At 68.0% G+C, this 17,511-nt stretch carries 10 protein-coding genes; 7 read left to right on the forward strand and 3 right to left on the reverse strand.

Annotation, left to right across the window (positions count from 1 at the left end):
* The first annotated feature begins 207 nt into the window (after nucleotides 1–207).
* From HTY53_RS21140 to HTY53_RS21165, 6 genes are all read left to right on the forward strand, one after another.
* Nucleotides 208–1,053 carry a M15 family metallopeptidase gene (locus HTY53_RS21140; RefSeq protein WP_174108518.1) on the forward strand — a complete coding sequence of 282 codons (846 nt, stop codon included), beginning with the start codon at nucleotides 208–210 and terminating at the stop codon, nucleotides 1,051–1,053.
* A 104-nt stretch (nucleotides 1,054–1,157) separates the two neighbouring features.
* On the forward strand, nucleotides 1,158–1,424 hold the full coding sequence (locus tag HTY53_RS21145; protein ID WP_149318842.1) for a PAAR domain-containing protein: 267 nt from the start codon (nucleotides 1,158–1,160) through the stop codon (nucleotides 1,422–1,424).
* 52 nt (nucleotides 1,425–1,476) lie between these two features.
* Entirely contained in the window at nucleotides 1,477–2,973 is a 1,497-nt protein-coding gene (locus HTY53_RS21150; protein ID WP_174108519.1) for a hypothetical protein, read from the forward strand.
* A 141-nt stretch (nucleotides 2,974–3,114) separates the two neighbouring features.
* Nucleotides 3,115–7,071: a type VI secretion system membrane subunit TssM gene (tssM, locus tag HTY53_RS21155; RefSeq protein ID WP_174108520.1), complete on the forward strand. Its 3,957-nt coding sequence runs from the start codon at nucleotides 3,115–3,117 to the stop codon at nucleotides 7,069–7,071.
* Nucleotides 7,068–8,099 (forward strand): type VI secretion system-associated protein TagF, encoded by a 1,032-nt coding sequence (tagF, locus tag HTY53_RS21160; protein WP_174108521.1) that lies wholly within the window; start codon nucleotides 7,068–7,070, stop codon nucleotides 8,097–8,099. Before tssM ends, tagF begins: the two co-directional genes overlap by 4 nt.
* Nucleotides 8,100–8,101: 2 nt before the next feature.
* Nucleotides 8,102–8,902, forward strand: a complete 801-nt coding sequence (locus HTY53_RS21165) for an OmpA family protein (RefSeq protein ID WP_338018984.1) — start codon at nucleotides 8,102–8,104, stop codon at nucleotides 8,900–8,902.
* Nucleotides 8,903–8,941: 39 nt separating this feature from the next.
* On the opposite strand, the gene tssA is transcribed toward HTY53_RS21165, so the two are convergent.
* From tssA to purL, 3 genes are all read right to left on the reverse strand, one after another.
* A complete protein-coding gene (tssA, locus tag HTY53_RS21170; protein WP_174108522.1) occupies nucleotides 8,942–10,039 on the reverse strand; it encodes a type VI secretion system protein TssA in 1,098 nt (365 codons plus the stop codon).
* A 110-nt stretch (nucleotides 10,040–10,149) separates the two neighbouring features.
* On the reverse strand, nucleotides 10,150–10,347 hold the full coding sequence (locus HTY53_RS21175; RefSeq protein WP_174108523.1) for a hypothetical protein: 198 nt from the start codon (nucleotides 10,345–10,347) through the stop codon (nucleotides 10,150–10,152).
* Between the two features lie 196 nt (nucleotides 10,348–10,543).
* The gene (purL, locus tag HTY53_RS21180; RefSeq protein WP_174108524.1) at nucleotides 10,544–14,590 is read right to left on the reverse strand and encodes a phosphoribosylformylglycinamidine synthase; all 4,047 of its coding nucleotides are present in this window, start codon (nucleotides 14,588–14,590) and stop codon (nucleotides 10,544–10,546) included.
* A gap of 338 nt (nucleotides 14,591–14,928) precedes the next feature.
* On the opposite strand from purL, the gene HTY53_RS21185 reads away from it, so the two are divergent.
* Complete coding sequence (locus tag HTY53_RS21185) at nucleotides 14,929–17,445, forward strand: alkaline phosphatase D family protein (RefSeq protein WP_174108525.1); 2,517 nt, start codon at nucleotides 14,929–14,931, stop codon at nucleotides 17,443–17,445.
* Nucleotides 17,446–17,511: the final 66 nt, after the last annotated feature.

The following is a 17,511-nucleotide window of genomic DNA, read 5'->3' on the forward strand; positions in this document are numbered from 1 at the left end:
GCTGCCGATGCGGACGAAGCGCGCAGATTTTATAGCTGGCTGCAACAAAAATGCAAATATGTGAACGCCGCCGTGACAACTCGCAGACGGCGATTTTTTTGCAGGGAATGTGAACCGGGAATCGAGCCAAATAAATGTCACAAAATGTAACCATTGAAGCCGCTGTCATACGCGGTTTGGGCGTCGCGTGGTACGCGGACTGAGCGGATGATCTTTGTTTCGCTGTTCTTCTATTTCGCGCTGATGGTCGCCATTGCGGCCATTCTGTTGCTGCCCGACGTGCGTGAGCGCGTGCTGCTGGCCGCTCGTGCGCAATGGCAGCGGCTCAGTATCAATGCGAGCGCGGCGAGCCAGCGCTCGGCCGGAACCCTACGAACGTCGGCTTCCCAGGCGGCCGATTCGATGGAAGCATTGCGCGCCTTCGTTGCGCGCCGAAAGGTCTTTCTGCTGTGCGCGGCCGGCGTCGTCGCGACCCCGCCGATCGTGGCCCTCGCCTTGCGACCGAAACTGCTGTTCGAGTACGATGACGCGCTGCGCGAACCGGACCAGAAGATTTCCGCCTTGTTGAATGGCGAACGCCTGGTTCCTCCGGCGCCATTGCCGCCGGAAGTATTCACCACGCAGGAAGTTGAACGGATTCGCCCGACCATTCGCGAAGCCAGCCGCAATTGGGATCTGCTCGACGCCGATTTTCGTCAGCGCCTGCTGCTGGTCTACAAGATCATGCGCGACGAGCATGGTTATGAAATGGCGCTGCTGGAGGGCTATCGCAGCCCCGAGCGCCAGGCCAGGCTCGCCGCGATGGGCACGCATGTCACAAAGGCGGGTGCCTATCACAGTTACCATCAGTTCGGCCTCGCCGCCGACAGCGCCTTCTATCGCGACGGCAAGCTGGTGATCAGCGAGAAGGATCCGTGGGCGATGCGCGGATACGAGTTGTATGGGCAGATCGCCGAGTCCGCGGGGCTGACCTGGGGCGGGCGCTGGAAGATGATGGATCTTGGGCACGTCGAGTTGCGCCGACCCGGCGTACTTGGCAAGAAGCCCGGCTAGCGTGCGATGTGCGGGGGCACGGCGCACGCAACGGCAGCCGGCGAAAGCAGGCCGCGAATCGATAGCTGGTGGCGGGATCGCCCTTCTCAGTCGAGAGAACAACAATGACACGGCCATTTATCGTATTGGGTGACAAGACCGACCACGGCGGCGTCGTGATCAGCGCGTCGGGCACCACGTCGACCAACGGCAAGGGCATTGCCTGCGTCGGCGATCGCGTGACCTGCCCGAAGTCCGGCCATGGCGAAACCACCATCGTCACCGGCGATCCGACCGTGATCATCGACGGCCGCGCCGCGGCCCGCCACGGCGACAAGACGGCATGCGGCGCGACGCTGCTGTCCAGCCAGGGAGTCACCGGCAGCGCGTAAGGCGAGCACCGTTCCGCTGTTGCGCTCCCCTGTGCCGACCCTCCCCGACACCATGCTTGCACGCCTGTTCCGTTCCGGCCTGATCCTGTTCGCCGTCTTCGCGCTGGTCTGGACCGCGACGATCCTGTGGTGGCAATCGATTCATCGGATGCCGACCACGACCGATATCGTCACGCATCTGTTCCTGCTGCCGGCCGGCATGATCGCGGGCTATCTGGTCATTCGGCGCGCGCTGGACGGTATCCGCCGCAATGTCGCGGCCGCGGTCAGCACGCCGGCCGCCGCGCAGGACGGCGTGGCCCCGTCGGACGGCGCCGTATCCGACGACGACCCCAGCCGCCGCTGGCGCGCGCTGGTGTTGGGCGCCGCCCTGCATACCGCCAAGGGCGGCGACACGGCCACCACCGCCGCGGCCACCGCCGAGCAGCAGCGGCCGGACGTCGTCGACGTGCTGCGCGATGGCATGCCGATCTTCGCCGCGCCTGCCGAGGACATCGATGTCGACGGCACGCGCGAAGCACTGGAGCACGCCTTCACCGAACTGCCGTGGAATGACGAGGCCGTGCGGACCGTCGCGCTGGCCAGCGATGTGGCCGAACGGCTGGTGGCGCAGGTCGTGGAGGAATATCCCAGCCTGTATTTCCCTGCCGCAGACGAGACTGCGGCGGCGCCGCAGGCCGAGGAGCCGCCGCGGCTGGTGCTGACGCTGCTGCTGCCGGAGCGATGGCAGGCGCCGATGGCGGCGGCTGCCGGCCAATACGTGCGCGGCCGCCTGACCGGGCTGTGGCCGATCGAACGGATCTCGATGGAGACGTTGACCGCCAAGGGCGACGGCGATGCGATGGTGCAGGTCGATCGCGCGATCCTCGCGCTGCATCGCGAACCGACGCACGAATTGCGCGGCGTGATAGCCGCCGATTCGCATATCGGCGCCGAAGCGATCGACCGGCTGCGCGCGACCAACCGGCTGTTCAGCGCCCAATGCGAGCACGGCGTCGCGCCCTCGGAGGCGGCAGCCGGGGTCCTGCTGTATCCGCCGCAGGGACCGCTGGCCGCGATGCTCGCGCAGGACGCGCCGCCGGCATCGATCGTCCGCGCCACGCTGACGCGGCTCGACGCGCCGACTCCCGACAAGGGCCAGCCGCGTACCGCGGCGCTGGATCAGGCCATCGCGCAGACGCTGGGCCTGCTGACCCAACCTGCCGAAGGCTCCAATGCGAAGGCCAGGAGCGAAGAGCCCGAAGCGTCCGCCGCCGAACCGGCTCCCGCGCCCCAACCGGTCGTGGTCACCGCCGACATCAGCCCGCATCCGGTCCGCACCGTCGAACTGGCACGGGTGTTCTCCGAACGCTTTGGCGAACTCGACGTCAGCGCGGACCTGCTGCCGGTCGGCACCGCTTGCGGATACACCGGCAATGCCGGCGCGCTGCTGGCCATCGTGCTCGCCCATCAGCAGTGCGCCGAGCGCGGCGGCCCGGCACTGGCGGTGACCGCGGCCGATCCGCAGCAGCGCGGCGCGATCGCGGTGGTGCCGCCGGCCACCGCCTAGCGGACATCCTCGCCAAGCACGAACTAGCCGGAACGAGCCCGAACGAGCCAGAACAAGCCGAAGCCCAAGCCAGGCAAGCACAAGCAACGCACCAGCAAACGCACAAGAACCAGCACACGCATTCGCAAACCGCAGGCCACCATGCATCGATTCCTCAGTTTCCTGACCAACACGCGCACGCTGTCCGTGATAGGCGTCGTCGCGCTGACGCTCTTCCTGCTGCTGGCGGCCGATACCTTCGAGGTCGGGCTGACCTGGGTCGGCATCGTGCTAGGCCTGCTGGTGGTGGCGTGGCTGATCGCCTTCGCATGGCGTCACTATCGCGCCCGGCAAGCCAGCGGCAAGCTCGGCGCGCTGCTGGAACAGCAGGCCAATGCGGCGGCCCAGGAAGCGCCGCAGGAAAAGCGCGGCGAGGTCGAGGCGCTGCGGACGCGGCTGGTCGATGCGGTCAAGACCATCAAGACCTCGAAGCTCGGCCAGCTGTCGGGCAACGAGGCGCTGTACGAACTGCCGTGGTACATCGTGATCGGCAATCCGGCAGCGGGCAAGAGCACCGCGGTGCTGAATTCGGGCCTGCAGTTTCCGTTCGCCGACAAGAACAACGCGATCATCCACGGCATTGGCGGCACGCGTAACTGCGACTGGTTCTTCACCACCGAAGGCATCCTGCTCGATACCGCCGGCCGCTATTCGGTGCACGAGGAAGACCGCAAGGAATGGCTGGGCTTTCTGGACCTGCTCAAGCGCTACCGTCCGCGCGCGCCGATCAACGGCATCGTGGTTACCGTCAGCATTCCCGAGCTGACGCAGAACCGGCCCGAGTTCGCCATCCAGCTGGCCAAGAACCTGCGGCAGCGCGTGCAGGAGCTGACCGAGCGGCTCGAAGTCTTCGCGCCGGTCTACGTGATGTTCACCAAGGCGGACCTGATCACCGGCTTCACCGAATTCTTCGGCGACAGCGACAAGCATGAACGCGACCGCGTCTGGGGCGCCACCCTGCCCTTCGAGCCGGGCGAAAAGCGCGATGCCGCCGCAATGTTCGACGAGCGTTTCGACGAGCTGTACGACGGCCTGAAGGAAATCAGCGTGGCGCAGATCGCGCAGCACCGCAACGGCAAGCTGTCGCCGGGCCTGCTGAGCTTCCCGCTCGAGTTCGCGTCGATCAAGCCGGCGCTGCGCGCCTTCCTGGTGACGCTGTTCGACGAGAACCCGTTCCAGTACAAGCCCGTGTTCCGCGGCTTCTATTTCACCAGCGCGGTGCAGGAGGCCAGCACCACCAGCGCCTCGGCCGAACGGATTGCCCGCCGCTTCGGCCTGAAGCTCGACAGCGCCGCGCACAGCCGCGAGGTGTTCTCGAAGAACGGCTTCTTCCTGCGCGATCTGTTCTCCAAGGTGGTGTTTGCCGACCGCAAGACCGTGCGGCAGTTCTCGAGCCCGGCCAAGACACGGATGCGCTTCGTCACCTTCTTCGGGCTGGTGCTGGCGCTGGGCCTGCTGCTGGGCGGCTGGACCTGGTCCTTTATCGGCAACCGCCAGCTGACCGCCAATGTGCAGGCCGACCTCGACAAGATCGTCAAGCTGCAGCAGAACCGCATCGACCTGCAATCGCGGCTGGAGGCGCTCGATATCCTGCAGGACCGCATCGAGCAGCTGGAGCGCTTCCGCGCCGACCATCCGATCGCGCTGTCGCTTGGCCTCTATCAGGGCGACACGCTGCAGCACAAGTTGCTCGACGAGTACTACAACGGCCTGCGCCAGGTCATGCTCAAGCCGGTCGGCACGTCGATCGAACGCTTCCTCGCCGAGGTCAACGCGCACCCGGACCAGCTGGCGCAGCACGTGCGGGCGCCGGCGGCCAATGGCGCGGTGGTACCGGCGTCGGCCACGGCCGGTGGTGCAGCCGGCGCCAGCGCGGTAGCCGCCGCACCGGGCGCGGCCGTCGCGGCAGCCACGGCGGCGCCTTCCGCCGCCGACATGACCGCCGCGTTGAACACCGAATCGCCGAACGCCAAGCGCTATGCCGACGCCTCGCCGACCAACGTCGAGGACGCCTACAACGCGCTGAAGACCTATCTGATGCTGGCGGACAAGCGCCACGTCGAGGTGGCGCACCTGACCGACCAGGTCACGCGCTTCTGGCGCGGCTGGCTCGAGGAGAACCGCGGCAACATGCCGCGCGAGCAGCTGATCCGCGCGGCCGAGCGCAACATCTCGTTCTATCTGGCCCGCGTCAACGACGACAACTGGCCGCTGCTCGAAAGCAATCTGTCGCTGATCGACCAGACCCGCGAGAACCTGCGCCGCGTGGTGCGCGGCATGCCGGCGCGCGAGCGCGCCTACGCCGAGATCAAGGCGCGCGCGGCCACCCGCTTCGCGCCGATGACGGTGGCCCGCATCGTCGGCGACGCCGGCGCGACGGTCGTAGCCGGCAGCTACGCCGTGCCCGGCACCTTCACCAAAGAGGCCTGGCTGCAATACGTGCAGCCCGCGATCCGCGAGGCCGCCAGCAAGGAACTGCAGAGCAAGGACTGGGTGCTGAACGTGGCCGCCCGCGACGACCTGACGCTGGAAGGCAGCCCCGAGCAGATCCAGAAGACGCTGGTGTCGATGTACAAGAATGAGTACGCGAAGGAGTGGCAGCGCTTCATGCAAGGCGTGGCCGTGCAGGAGTTCAAGAGCTTCGACCAGGCCGTCACCGCAATGAACCTGCTCGGCGATCCGGTCAATTCGCCGATCCGCAAGCTGTTCGACGCCGCCTACGAGCAGACCTCGTGGGACAACCCGTCGATCGTCAATGCCGGCCTGAAGCAGGCCAAGACCGGCGTGATCGACTGGTTCAAGCGCTGGGTCTCGCGCGGCACCCCGTCGGGCGTCAGCGTCAATGTCGACAGCGCGAGCCTCGCCTCCTCGTCCGAAGCCGGCAACATCCCGATGGGACCGGTCGGCAAGGAGTTCTCTGGCCTGGCCAAGATCGCCGTGATGCACGACAACAATTCGCTGCTGCGCGGCTATATGGAAGCGCTGTCGAAGGTCCGCACGCGCTTCAACACCATCAAGAACCAGGGCGATCCCGGCCCCGGCGCGCGGCAGCTGATGCAGCAGACGCTCGACGGCAACGGCTCCGAGCTGGCCGACGCGCTCAAGTACGTCGACGAACAGATGCTGACCGGCATGACCGACAGCCAGCGCCAGACGCTGCGTCCGCTGCTGGTCCGTCCGCTGCTGCAGTCGTATGCGGTGACGATCCGCCCTGCCAGCGTGGAGATCAACAAGGTGTGGAACGCCCAGGTCTACCAGCCGTTCATGCAGACGCTGGCGACCAAGTACCCCTTTGCCTCCGATGCCAAGATCGAGGCCAGCGCCGCCGAGATCGGCCAGGTGTTCGGCCCGGACGGCGCCATCGCGAAGTTCGCCGGTACGACCATCGGTCCGCTGTCGGTACGCCGTGGCGACATGATCGCGGCGCGTACCTGGGGCGATCTGGGCGTGACCTTCGCGCCGGAGTTCACCACCAACTTCACGCGCTGGATCGCGCCGCTGACCGGCGGCGCGGCGGCCGGCGCAGGCGGTGCCGCCGCTGCGGCCCCGCAGACCGTGTTCCAGATCCTGCCGTCGCCGGCAGCCGGCACGACCGAGTACACGATCGAGATCGACGGCCAGCAGCTGCGCTATCGCAATACGCCGCCCCAGTGGACCAACTTCGTCTGGCCCAATCCGCAGGGCACGCCGGGCGCGCGCATCACCGCCACGACTTTCGACGGCCGCACTGTCGAAGTGCTCAGCGAACCGGGCCGCTTCGGCCTGGAGCGCTTGATCGCCACGGCCTCGCGCAAGCGCCGGCCCGATGGCGCGTTCGAGCTGTCGTGGACGCAGGGCGGCACCACGGTCGCGGTGGCGCTGCGCATCGTCAGCAGCCCGCAGACCACCACGGCGGCCGCGGACTCGCCTCAGGGACAGGGCCTGCGCGGCCTGAAGCTGCCGCCGGCGATTGCCGACGCCTCGGCGCCGGTCACCGCCGTCGAAGCAGCACAGCCGGCCGCCGCGTCGGCGCCCATCGCGCAGTCCGGCGCACCGGTGCGTGCAGGAGGTGCGCAATGAGCCAGGCAGCGCAATTGCAGCTCGCGTACTTCGGCAAGCTTCCGTCGCGCGGGGATTTCGTCAAGAGCCCGAACCAGACCCAGCTGCTCGACACGCTCGATCGCTGGCTGTCGCAGGCGATGGAGATGCTGGCAGAAGACCCGGGCTGGAAGACCGTCTATGACGCCTGGCAGCCGGTCCAGTTCGCTTTCCTCGGCTCGCAGAGCCGGCTGGCGATCGCGGGGACGGTGATGGCCAGCAACGACCAGTCGTCGCGCCGTTTCCCCTTCCTCGCCGCCGCGGCGCTGGAGATCGACCAGCCGCTGCCGTTCATCGCGCGCAGCCCGCTGGCGCTGACGCGGCTGTGGACGCGCGCCAGCCATCAGATGCAGGAGCTGGTCTCCGCCGCCGATCCGGCCGAGGGTCTGCGCAATCTGGCGCAGACCCAGTTCGCGGTCGAGATCGGCGCGGGCGCGCAGGCCTACGACGCCAGCTTCAAGGACTTCATCGAATTCCAGACCGTCGCCGGGCTGGAGCAGATGCTGCGCGCCGATGGGCAGACGCTGTGCCTGCGACGCACGCTGGTCGCGCTGGGCATCCTGCTCGAACCGGTGATGAGCGCCGGCACGTCGCGGCTGGACAAGGGACTGACGCTGCCGTTGCCGTCCGACCCGGTCTATCGCAGCCTGGTGGCCAGCTTCTGGCTCGACCTGGTATCGAGCTTCCTGAAGCGCGGGGACTTCGAGCTGTCGCTGTTCCTCGGCCGCATCGGCAACCCCGGCAACACCGGCAACCTCGGCGCCGGACAGGCCGGCCGCAGCGAACGCCTGGTGATCGGCTTCAACGGCGCCTCGTCGCGCACGCTGCACGGCATCATGTCGCCGCTGGCGTACGGCGAAATCAATATCGACATCGACGACCCGCAGTGGGTGGACCAGCATGCGGGCTCGCGCTATGGCGTGGCCAAGCTGGCGAGCTATCTCGAGCAGCCGCAGTTGTCGCTGCGCGCGGCGCTCGACACCTTCCGCGAAGTCTTCATCGGAGAATGATCATGCGTTCGGTTTTCCCGGCCTGCCGCGCGGTTGCGCTGGCGACGGCCCTGACCTGGCTGCTGGCGTCGCCCGCCTCCGCCCAGACGCCTGCCGGCGCGGAGGCAGCGGCAGGCCGCGTGGTCGCCGGCGGCGCGGTGCCGGACGAGGCCACCAAGGCCGAGGTGCTCGCACGGCTGCGGGAGTTGTATGGCGCGGCCAATGTGGTCGATCAGATCGAGGTCGGCGGCGTGGTGTCGCCGCCGAACTGGACCGCGAATGTGCAGAAGGTGCTGTCGCCGCAGATCAAGCAGGTCAAGCGGGGGCAGCTGAGCATCGACGGCACGCAGATCGCGCTGTATGGCGATGTCGCCGACGAGGGCCAGCGGCAGCAGATCGCCACCATGATGTCGAGCGGGCTGGGGCAGAACTACACGGTCAAGAACGGCCTGCGCGTGCCGGCATCGGGCCAGGATCTGCTGGACCGCACGCTGGCGAACCGGATCATCGAATTCGAGACCGGCAGCGCCACGCTGACGCCGAAGGGGCGCGCGATTCTCGACGAGATGGCGGCGGTGCTGCCGAAGCTGTCGGGACGCAAGATCGAGATCGTCGGGCACACCGACAACTCGGGCAGCCGTGCGCTGAATCTGGCGCTGTCGCAGTCTCGCGCGGAGACGGTCAAGAGCTATCTGGCCGGCAAGGGGATCGAGCCGTCGGTGCTGTCCGCTGTCGGCGTGGGACCGGATCAGCCGATCGCCCCGAACGACAAGGAAGAGAACCGGGCGCGCAATCGGCGCATCGAGTTCAGGGCGAGCCAGTAAGCGATTGCGGCGTGGGGGCGTAACGCGCCCCCTCAGCCACTAGTTGCTGGAATCGCTATCCGGGTCCGGCATCACGCCAAGCAATTCCTCGATCTGCGACAGCGTGCCTTCATCCTTCACGACGGTGCGCAGCCAGGCGTGCAGCGGCATCTCGCCCCACTTGGCCGCGCGCGCGGCCAGATAGGCGACCGGGCTATGCGGCTCGGTACGGCGGAAGAAGTCGGCGACTTCGCGCAGTTGCGCCAGGGCCTGCTGACGCGTGCGGATCGGACCGCCGGCTGCGGCGGCGCCCTGCCCGACCGCTGCCGGCACTTCGACACGGCCGACGGCCGCCGGCGCAGCTGCCTGCTGCGCGTCGCCGGCGACAGTGGCCGGTGCGGCGGGCTTGCCGACAAAGCGCTCGACCAGCGCCCGCACCGCTTCCAGCGCCTCGCGCGCCTGCCGGAAGCTCGGCGCATGCTCGCCGGCCTTCGCGTCGAGCACATCGCTGAGCCTTGCCAGCGCCTGCTGGCACGACACCACGTCCTGCAGCAGCGCCACATGGAAGTCGGCCGGCGTCGCCTTGCGCGCGGCCTCGAACGCTTCCTGCGTGACCTTGCCCTCGGACAGTTCGTCGGCGTGGTCCGGATCGCGGCGGATCGCCTCGGTCAGCGCGGTCGCGACCTCCCAATCGACATAGCCGTAGCCGCCGGCGGCCTCGTCGACCAGCGCAATCTCGCGGATCAGCTGGCGCGAGCGCGTGGCCAACCACGCCACGCTGCCGGTGCGATATTCGAGGTCCTCCTCGTCGGCGCGCGGATGCAGCCCGCTCCAGAACGATTCGCACAGCTGCGCCGTCACCGTATAGCCGTCGCGCAAACCCGCAAACCCTCTCGTCTTGGCCAGCGCCTCGGTCAGCCACACCGCCAGCCGCAGATCCTTGGTCCGCTCCGACAGCAGCCGCGTCGACAGCTCGACCACCTGGCGCCAGTCCGCCTCCTTCAACTCGGTCACCCACTCGCCCTGATCCAGCGAAGGATCGTCGAAACGGCGCGCCTCCTGAATGCGGTCGAATTCGGCCGAGAACAGCAGATCCTCGCCGCAAGGGTCGTCGCCCGAAACAGGTTGCAGCAAACGGTCGAAGGAGAGAGTCGCCATATCAGCCCGCAGGAAATGGAATGGCGGGTAGTGTAGCGCGTGGGCGTACCAGCAGCCAGCGTTGCTGGCTCAGGCCGAGCGGTCGCCAGGCCCGATCGCATCGGTTCCGGTCATCGTCCTTCGCGGTGCGTCTGGGCATCGAGGTCGGCAGCGGACAAGCGCGTCCCATCATCTTGCGACTTGGCGTAATCGAACAACGCGACGTCATCGAGGTCCTCGACCAGATGTTTGATCCGCTCCCATACGTCGATCGGGACAACCGCGAAGACTGGCTGATCGTCACGCTTGATGAACTGGATGTGGAACATGGGTATGGCCTCGTGGGGTTTGGCAACGAATGGAGGATAGGCGACCAACGATGTCGCCATCTTCCGCGGATCGGCCAATAGCAGCGATCGGAGCCCATGGACTGCCCGCATCAGTGCAAGGCCATGGAGCGAGAAGACGCAAAAAGGCCCGCATCACGCGGGCCTTCTGCTTCCAACCAACCTCAACCGAACCGGCTTATCCCACCCACTTCCGTGCATTGCGGAACATGCGCATCCACGGGCTGGCGCCGTCGGGGATCTGCTTCCAGGCGTCCGGGGCCCAGCTCATCGTGGCGGTGCGGAACACGCGCTCCGGGTGGGGCATCAGCACGGTGAAGCGGCCGTCGACCGTGGTCACCGAGGTGATGCCGTCCGGCGAGCCGTTCGGGTTCAGCGGGTAGGTTTGCGTCACCGCGCCGCGGTTGTCGACGAAGCGCAGCGATACGTCGACGCGGCTCTTGTCGCCCTGCTGCGAGAAGTCGGCAAAGCCCTCGCCGTGCGCGACGACGATCGGGATGCGGCTGCCTTCCATGCCGGCGAAGAAGATCGACGGCGACGGCTGGACCTCGACCGTGACGAAGCGCGCTTCGTACTGCTCGCTCTGGTTGCGGGTGAACTTCGGCCAGGCACCGGCGCCCGGGATGATCGGCGCGAGGTTGCTCATCATCTGGCAGCCGTTGCAGACGCCCAGCGCGAAGGTGTCGGTGCGGTTGAAGAAGGCCGCGAACTGCTCGGCCATCGCGCCGTTGAACAGGATCGTCTTGGCCCAGCCCTCGCCCGCGCCCAGCACGTCGCCGTAGCTGAAGCCGCCGCAGGCGACGAAGCCGATGAAGTCGTCCAGCTTCGCGCGGCCCGCGATCAGATCGCTCATATGGACGTCGTAGGTGTCGAAGCCCGCGCGGTCCATGCTGTAGGCCATCTCGATCTGCGAGTTGACGCCCTGCTCGCGCAGGATCGCCACGCGCGGCCGGGCGCCGCTGGCGATGAACGGCGCGGCGATGTCCTCGGCCGGATCGAAAGTCAGGCTCGGCGTGATGCCGGGGTCGGCGGCGTCCAGCAGCAGCTCGTATTCGCTGTCGGCGCACGCCGGGTTGTCGCGCAGCCGCGCAATGCGCCAGCTCACCTCGCTCCACACGCGCTGCAGCTCGGCGCGCGGGGCGCCGAACACCTTCCTGGCGTCGCGATAGATCTCGATCTGGTCGCTGCCATTGGGCTTGCCGACCACATGGCTGCAGGCCGACAGGCCGGCCTCGCGCAGCGCGGCAAAGACGGCGTCGCGATCCTCCAGCCTGACCTGGATCACCGCGCCCAGCTCTTCCGAGAACAGCGCGCGCAGCGTCTGGTCGTTGCGGCGCTCGGCGATCTGCTGGGCCCAGTTCTTGGCGTCGCCGTAGTCGGGCTCCTGCGTAGGATCGAGCGTCAGCATGTCGACGTTCAGCGACAGGCCGCAATGGCCGGCGAAGGCCATCTCGGCCAGCGTCGCCAGCAAACCGCCGTCCGAGCGGTCGTGATAGGCGAGCAGCTTGCCCTCGCGGTTCAGGCGCTGGATCGCATTGAAGAAGTTGCGCAGATCGGCGGCATCGTCCACATCGGGAACGCTGTCGCCGACCTGTTGCGTGACCTGCGCCAGGATGCTGCCGCCGAGGCGGTTCTTGCCGCGGCCCAGGTCGATCGCGATCAGCACGGAGTCGCCCAGGTCGGTGCGCAGCTGCGGCGTCAGCGTGCGATTGACGTCGTCGACCGCGGCAAACGCCGAGATGATCAGCGACACCGGCGCGACCACTTCCTTGGCTACGCCCGCATCGTCCCACTTGGTGCGCATCGACAGCGAATCCTTGCCGACCGGAATGCTGATGCCCAGCGCCGGGCACAGCTCCATGCCGACCGCGTGCACGGTGTCGTAGAGCTTCGCATCCTCGCCCTCGACGCCGCAGGCGGCCATCCAGTTGGCGGACAGCTTGACCTTGCCGAGATCCTTGACGGGGGCGGCCGCCAGATTGGTCAGCGCCTCGCCGATCGCCATGCGGCCCGATGCGGGCGCGTCGATCACGGCCAGCGGCGTGCGCTCGCCCATCGTCATCGCCTCGCCGGCCTTGCCCTGGTAGTCCAGCGTGGTGACCGCGACATCGGCCACCGGCACCTGCCACGGGCCAACCATCTGGTCGCGCGCGTTCATGCCGCCGACGCTGCGGTCGCCAATCGTGATCAGGAACGACTTGTTGGCGACGGTCGGGTGACGGAGCACGTCGCGCACCGCCTGATCGAGCGAGATGCCGGTCACGTCCACCTCAGGCAGCGACTGTTCGACTCGCTTGACGTCGCGATGCATGCGCGGCGGCTTGCCGAGCAGCACGTCCATCGGCATATCGACCGCGTAGTGTTCCTTCAGCGCCTGATCGACGCTGGCATCGACCAGCTGTAGCTGCTTTTCCTCGGTGGCGACGCCGACGACCGCGTACGGCGCACGTTCGCGCTCGCACATCGCGGCAAAGCGCGGAAAGCTGTCCGGCGCGATCGCCAGCACATAGCGCTCCTGCGATTCGTTGCACCAGATCTCGGCCGGCGACAGGCCCGACTCTTCCAGATGGATCTGGCGCAGCTCGAAGCGCGCGCCGCGGCCGGCGCCGTCGACCACTTCGGGGAAGGCATTGGACAGGCCGCCCGCACCGACGTCGTGGATCGACAGAATCGGGTTCTCGTCGCCGAGCTGCCAGCAGGCGTTGATCACTTCCTGCGCGCGCCGCTCCATTTCCGGGTTGCCGCGCTGCACCGAATCGAAGTCGAGGTCGGCCGTATTGGCGCCGGTCGCCATCGAGCTGGCCGCGCCGCCGCCCATGCCGATGCGCATGCCAGGGCCGCCCAGCTGGATCAGCAGCGAACCGGCCGGCAGCGGCTCCTTGTGCGTATGCGAGGCGTCGATATTGCCGATGCCGCCGGCGATCATGATCGGCTTGTGATAGCCGCGCACGGTGCCGCCGACGTTCTGCTCGTAGACGCGGAAATAGCCGCCCAGGTTGGCGCGGCCGAATTCGTTGTTGAAGGCGGCGCCACCGAGCGGGCCTTCGATCATGATCTGCAGCGGCGAGGCGATGCGCTCGGGCTTGCCGGTCACCGCGGGACGCTCGTCGGGATTGCGGAAGGCCAGCGGCTGGGCGGCATCGCGCGCGTTTTCCCACGGCTCGACCGCGTCGGGCAGCATCAGGTTGGACACCGTGAAGCCGGTCAGGCCGGCCTTGGGCTTGGCGCCGCGGCCGGTCGCACCCTCGTCGCGGATTTCGCCGCCGGCGCCGGTCGACGCGCCGGGGAACGGCGAGATGGCGGTCGGGTGGTTATGCGTCTCGACCTTCATCAGCGTATGGGTCAGCGCCTGATGGCGGCCATACTGGTGGGCGTCGCCGCGCGGGAACCAGCGTTCGGCGACATCGCCCTCCATCACCGCCGAGTTGTCCGAATACGCGACGATCGAACCCTGCGGGTTCAGCTGGTGCGTGTTGCGGATCATCGCGAACAGCGACTTGTCCTGTTCCTCGCCGTCGATGGTCCAGGTGGCGTTGAAGATCTTGTGGCGGCAGTGTTCGCTGTTGGCCTGCGCGAACATCATCAGCTCGACATCGGTCGGATTGCGGCCCAGCCTGGCGTAGGCGTCGACCAGATAGTCGATCTCGTCCTCCGACAGCGCCAGGCCCATCGCGACATTGGCCTCGGCCAGCGCGGCGCGGCCGCCCGCCAGGTCGATGAAGCGCAGCGGCTTGGCCGGCAGTTCCTCGAACAGCCCGGCCGCGGCGTCGCGCGTGGCGACCACGGTCTCGGTCATGCGGTCGAACAGCAGCGCGGCGACGGCATCGCGCGTCAGCGGATCCAGCGTCTTGCGACCGCGCAGCAGACCCTTCTTGCAGATCACGGTGAATTCGATGCCGCGCTCGATCCGGTGCACATGCGACAGGCCGCAGTTGTGCGCGATATCGGTGGCCTTGCTGGCCCACGGAGAAATCGTGCCGAAACGCGGGATCACGACAAAGCGGTCGCCCTCGGGCTGCTCGGCGAACGGCGCGCCATAGGTCAGCAGCGCGCGGATACGGTCGGTGTCGCCCTTGTCCAGCGGCTGGTCGGTATCGACAAAGTGCAGGAACTGGCCGTGCACCGACTCGATGTCGGCGTCGATCTGTTGCAGGGCGGTGAGCAGGCGTTGCTGGCGGAAGGCCGACAGGGCCAATGCGCCGGGGAAGCACGAGAAATGCGCCATGATCTGAGCGGTCGGAGGGCGATGGAGGGTAAGACGGCGGCCGGGCCGCTGGCGCGGGGGTGGCGCCAGCCGGGACAGTCCGGCGAAAACCGCTATTGTACCTTGCCGGGCGGCAATCCTTGCGGCGCAGCATCCCCCGGATTCGAGCCCTTCACGGGCAGCGGTGCGCGCCGATCAGCCGCCGTGCTGCCGGCCCCGGTGCGCCCTCCACATCACGCCGTTGTCACAACGCCCTGCTCCAATCCGCTTGTGACGGCCGTTGCGGCCCCTGCACGGCCGTTGACGGCTGTTTCCCTTCGGGACGCGCTCCCGAGCCACTCCAACGAGAACGACAAGACATGGACAGAAGGCGATTTCTGAAGCTGGGCGGCTTCATCACGGTGTCGGTGGCCACGGCAGGTGGGCTGGCGGCATGCGGCGGCGACGACCACCCGGACGGCCAACCCGGCACCGGTACGCCGGCCGTGCCGCCGGCCTCCGGCGCGAACTGGAAATTCCCGCAGAGCGTGGCGTCGGGCGATCCGAAGCCGGACGGCATCCTGCTGTGGACCCGCGTCGTGCCGGCCAACGTCGACGATGCCGCGGCGGCGAGCCTGGACGCCAGCTTTGCGATCCGGTTGCGGGTAACGGCCGCGGACAACGCCGGCGCGCTGGGCACCGCCACGGCGCTGGCAGGCACCGCCGTTGTCGACGCCAGCATTCCGGTCTCCGGCGCTTACGACTGCACGGTTCGCCACAAGATCACCGGCCTGGATGCCGGACGGACGTACTACTACCAGTTCACCGCCGGCGAAGTGCGTTCGCGCGTCGGGCGCTTCCGTACCGCGCCCGCGGCCGATGCCGACCTGTCGCAACTGCGCCTCGGTTTCCTCAGCTGCCAGGACTGGAGCATCAACCACTGGGGCACGTTCGAGGCGCTGGCGGCCGAGGACGTGGATTTCGTCGTCCACCTCGGCGACTACATCTACGAGACCGTCGGCGAGGACTTCCAGACGGGCGCGGTCGAAAGCGTCCACACCCCGCTCGTGCTGCCCGATGGCAGCTTCAAGAACGGCAGCAGCGGCGCGAAGTACGCGACCACGCTGAACGACTACCGCTACCTCTACAAGCGCTACCGCAGCGACCCGCGCCTGCAGGCGGTGCACGAGCGTTTCGCCATGGTCGCCACCTGGGACGACCACGAGTTCAGCGACGACTGTTGGGGCGACGCCGAAACCTACAACGCCGCCGGCAACGGCATCGAGCAGCACCAGCCCGCCCGCCGGCGCGCCGCCAGCCGCGCGTGGTTCGAATTCATGCCGGCCGATATCGTGTTCGACGAGAAGCAGGACAGCATCCACGCCATCCGCATTTATCGCGATCTGCGTTTCGGCAAGCTGGCCCATCTGGTGATGACCGACGAACGGCTGTACCGGACCGACCACGTGCTGCCCGAAGCCGCCATCAACCCGGCCACGGGCGCGCCGCTGGGCAGCATCGGTGCACGCTACATGGTGCCGGCCGGCACGCTCGCCAGCGCCGAGGCCGCCAAGATGGCCGCGGCCGGCGCGGCCGACCCGCTGGCACTGACGTCGATCCTCGGCAACGAACAGCGCAACTGGTGGCGCGACACCGTGGCGCGCTCGCCGGCGATCTGGAAGCTGTGGGGCAACGAGGTCTCGCTGCTGCGCATGGGCATCGACGGCAGCAACGCCATTGCGACGCTGGTCGCGCTGCAGGCGGTCGGCACGCTGTCAGTCAGCATCCAGGGCGCGCTGACGTCGACCGGCGGCAATGTTCCGGTGGCTGCCGCCGTCGTAGCCGCCGTCACGGCCGGCGCCTCACAGGCTAGCGCCGCCACAGCGGCGCAGGCGATCGCGATGGCCGATGCCACCGCGGGCGACAGGTCCGCGGCCGCCATCGGCGCTGGATTGAACGCCGCGCAGGCCGGCATCGCGGTGCTGGCCTTCGGGCAGGCCAAGGCCGCTGCCGCGGGCGGCGTCGCCGCACAGATCGGCGCGGCCTCTCAGGCCATCGCCTTCGGCTATATCAAGCCGGACGTGCTGGCCAATCGCGAGAAGTCGGCCTTTATCCCGGCCGGGCAGAAGACCGCGCTCGCGGCCTTCTTCCAGCGCTTCGTGCTGAACGCCGACCAGTGGGACGGCTTCAACGCCGAGCGCAAGGCGCTGATGCGGCATCTGGCGGACAACGGCATCCGCAACGTGGTCGCACTGACCGGCGACATCCATGCGTTCTACGCCGGCACCGTGCACGACGACTACGACGCCGAGGGCGGCGGCACGCCGGTGATGGTGGACCTGGTGACGGCCGGCATCAGTTCGGACTCGTTCTTCTCGTATCTGAAATCGGCCGTCGGCGCGTTGTCGGAGAGTCTGTCCACGCTGGTCTACCGCACGCTGTCGCTACCGGTTCCGGCGCTGGGCGGCGAGCCGGTGCAGATCGACGTCAATCTGCTCGACCACACGCTGGCGCCGTCGACCGTCACCGCCGCCACCGTGGCCGAATCGCTGCGGGTATCGCTGCGCGGCGCGCTGGCGGCGCGCGGCGTGGCCGAGGGACAGCTCGATGCGACGACCGATGCGGTGCTGACAGGACTGCAGAGCGATGCCGGCTTCGTCCAGCAGGTCGTGCCGCTTTGCCAGCAACTGGCCGCACTGCGCAGCAATCCGTGGCTCCAATACGCCAATACCGACGCGCAAGGCTACGCGGTGGTCACCGTCACGCCGGAAGCGCTGACCTGCGAGTTCAGGCAGGTCAACCGGCTGGTCGGCGGCAAGGCGCCGGTCGCGGTGGTGGCGCGCACGGTGAAGGCGACGGTGCCGCGGGATAGGGCTGCGGTGCAGGTCGAGCGATAACGGGGGCTCGCTTCCCGACAAGCCTACACCGGAGGCCTACGCCGCCCCGTACCCCCCACCCCAGGG

The organism is Cupriavidus gilardii (genome assembly GCF_013314895.1).
Lineage (GTDB): Bacteria > Pseudomonadota > Gammaproteobacteria > Burkholderiales > Burkholderiaceae > Cupriavidus > Cupriavidus gilardii_C.

What these genes read in the sequence shown, in the direction of transcription:
- HTY53_RS21140 (WP_174108518.1), top strand. Translation starts at nt 208, where the DNA reads ATGATCTTTGTTTCGCTGTTCTTCTATTTCGCGCTGATGGTCGCCATT.
- HTY53_RS21145 (WP_149318842.1), top strand. Translation starts at nt 1,158, where the DNA reads ATGACACGGCCATTTATCGTATTGGGTGACAAGACCGACCACGGCGGC.
- HTY53_RS21150 (WP_174108519.1), top strand. Translation starts at nt 1,477, where the DNA reads ATGCTTGCACGCCTGTTCCGTTCCGGCCTGATCCTGTTCGCCGTCTTC.
- tssM (WP_174108520.1), top strand. Translation starts at nt 3,115, where the DNA reads ATGCATCGATTCCTCAGTTTCCTGACCAACACGCGCACGCTGTCCGTG.
- tagF (WP_174108521.1), top strand. Translation starts at nt 7,068, where the DNA reads ATGAGCCAGGCAGCGCAATTGCAGCTCGCGTACTTCGGCAAGCTTCCG.
- HTY53_RS21165 (WP_338018984.1), top strand. Translation starts at nt 8,102, where the DNA reads ATGCGTTCGGTTTTCCCGGCCTGCCGCGCGGTTGCGCTGGCGACGGCC.
- tssA (WP_174108522.1), bottom strand. Translation starts at nt 10,039, where the DNA reads ATGGCGACTCTCTCCTTCGACCGTTTGCTGCAACCTGTTTCGGGCGAC.
- HTY53_RS21175 (WP_174108523.1), bottom strand. Translation starts at nt 10,347, where the DNA reads ATGTTCCACATCCAGTTCATCAAGCGTGACGATCAGCCAGTCTTCGCG.
- purL (WP_174108524.1), bottom strand. Translation starts at nt 14,590, where the DNA reads ATGGCGCATTTCTCGTGCTTCCCCGGCGCATTGGCCCTGTCGGCCTTC.
- HTY53_RS21185 (WP_174108525.1), top strand. Translation starts at nt 14,929, where the DNA reads ATGGACAGAAGGCGATTTCTGAAGCTGGGCGGCTTCATCACGGTGTCG.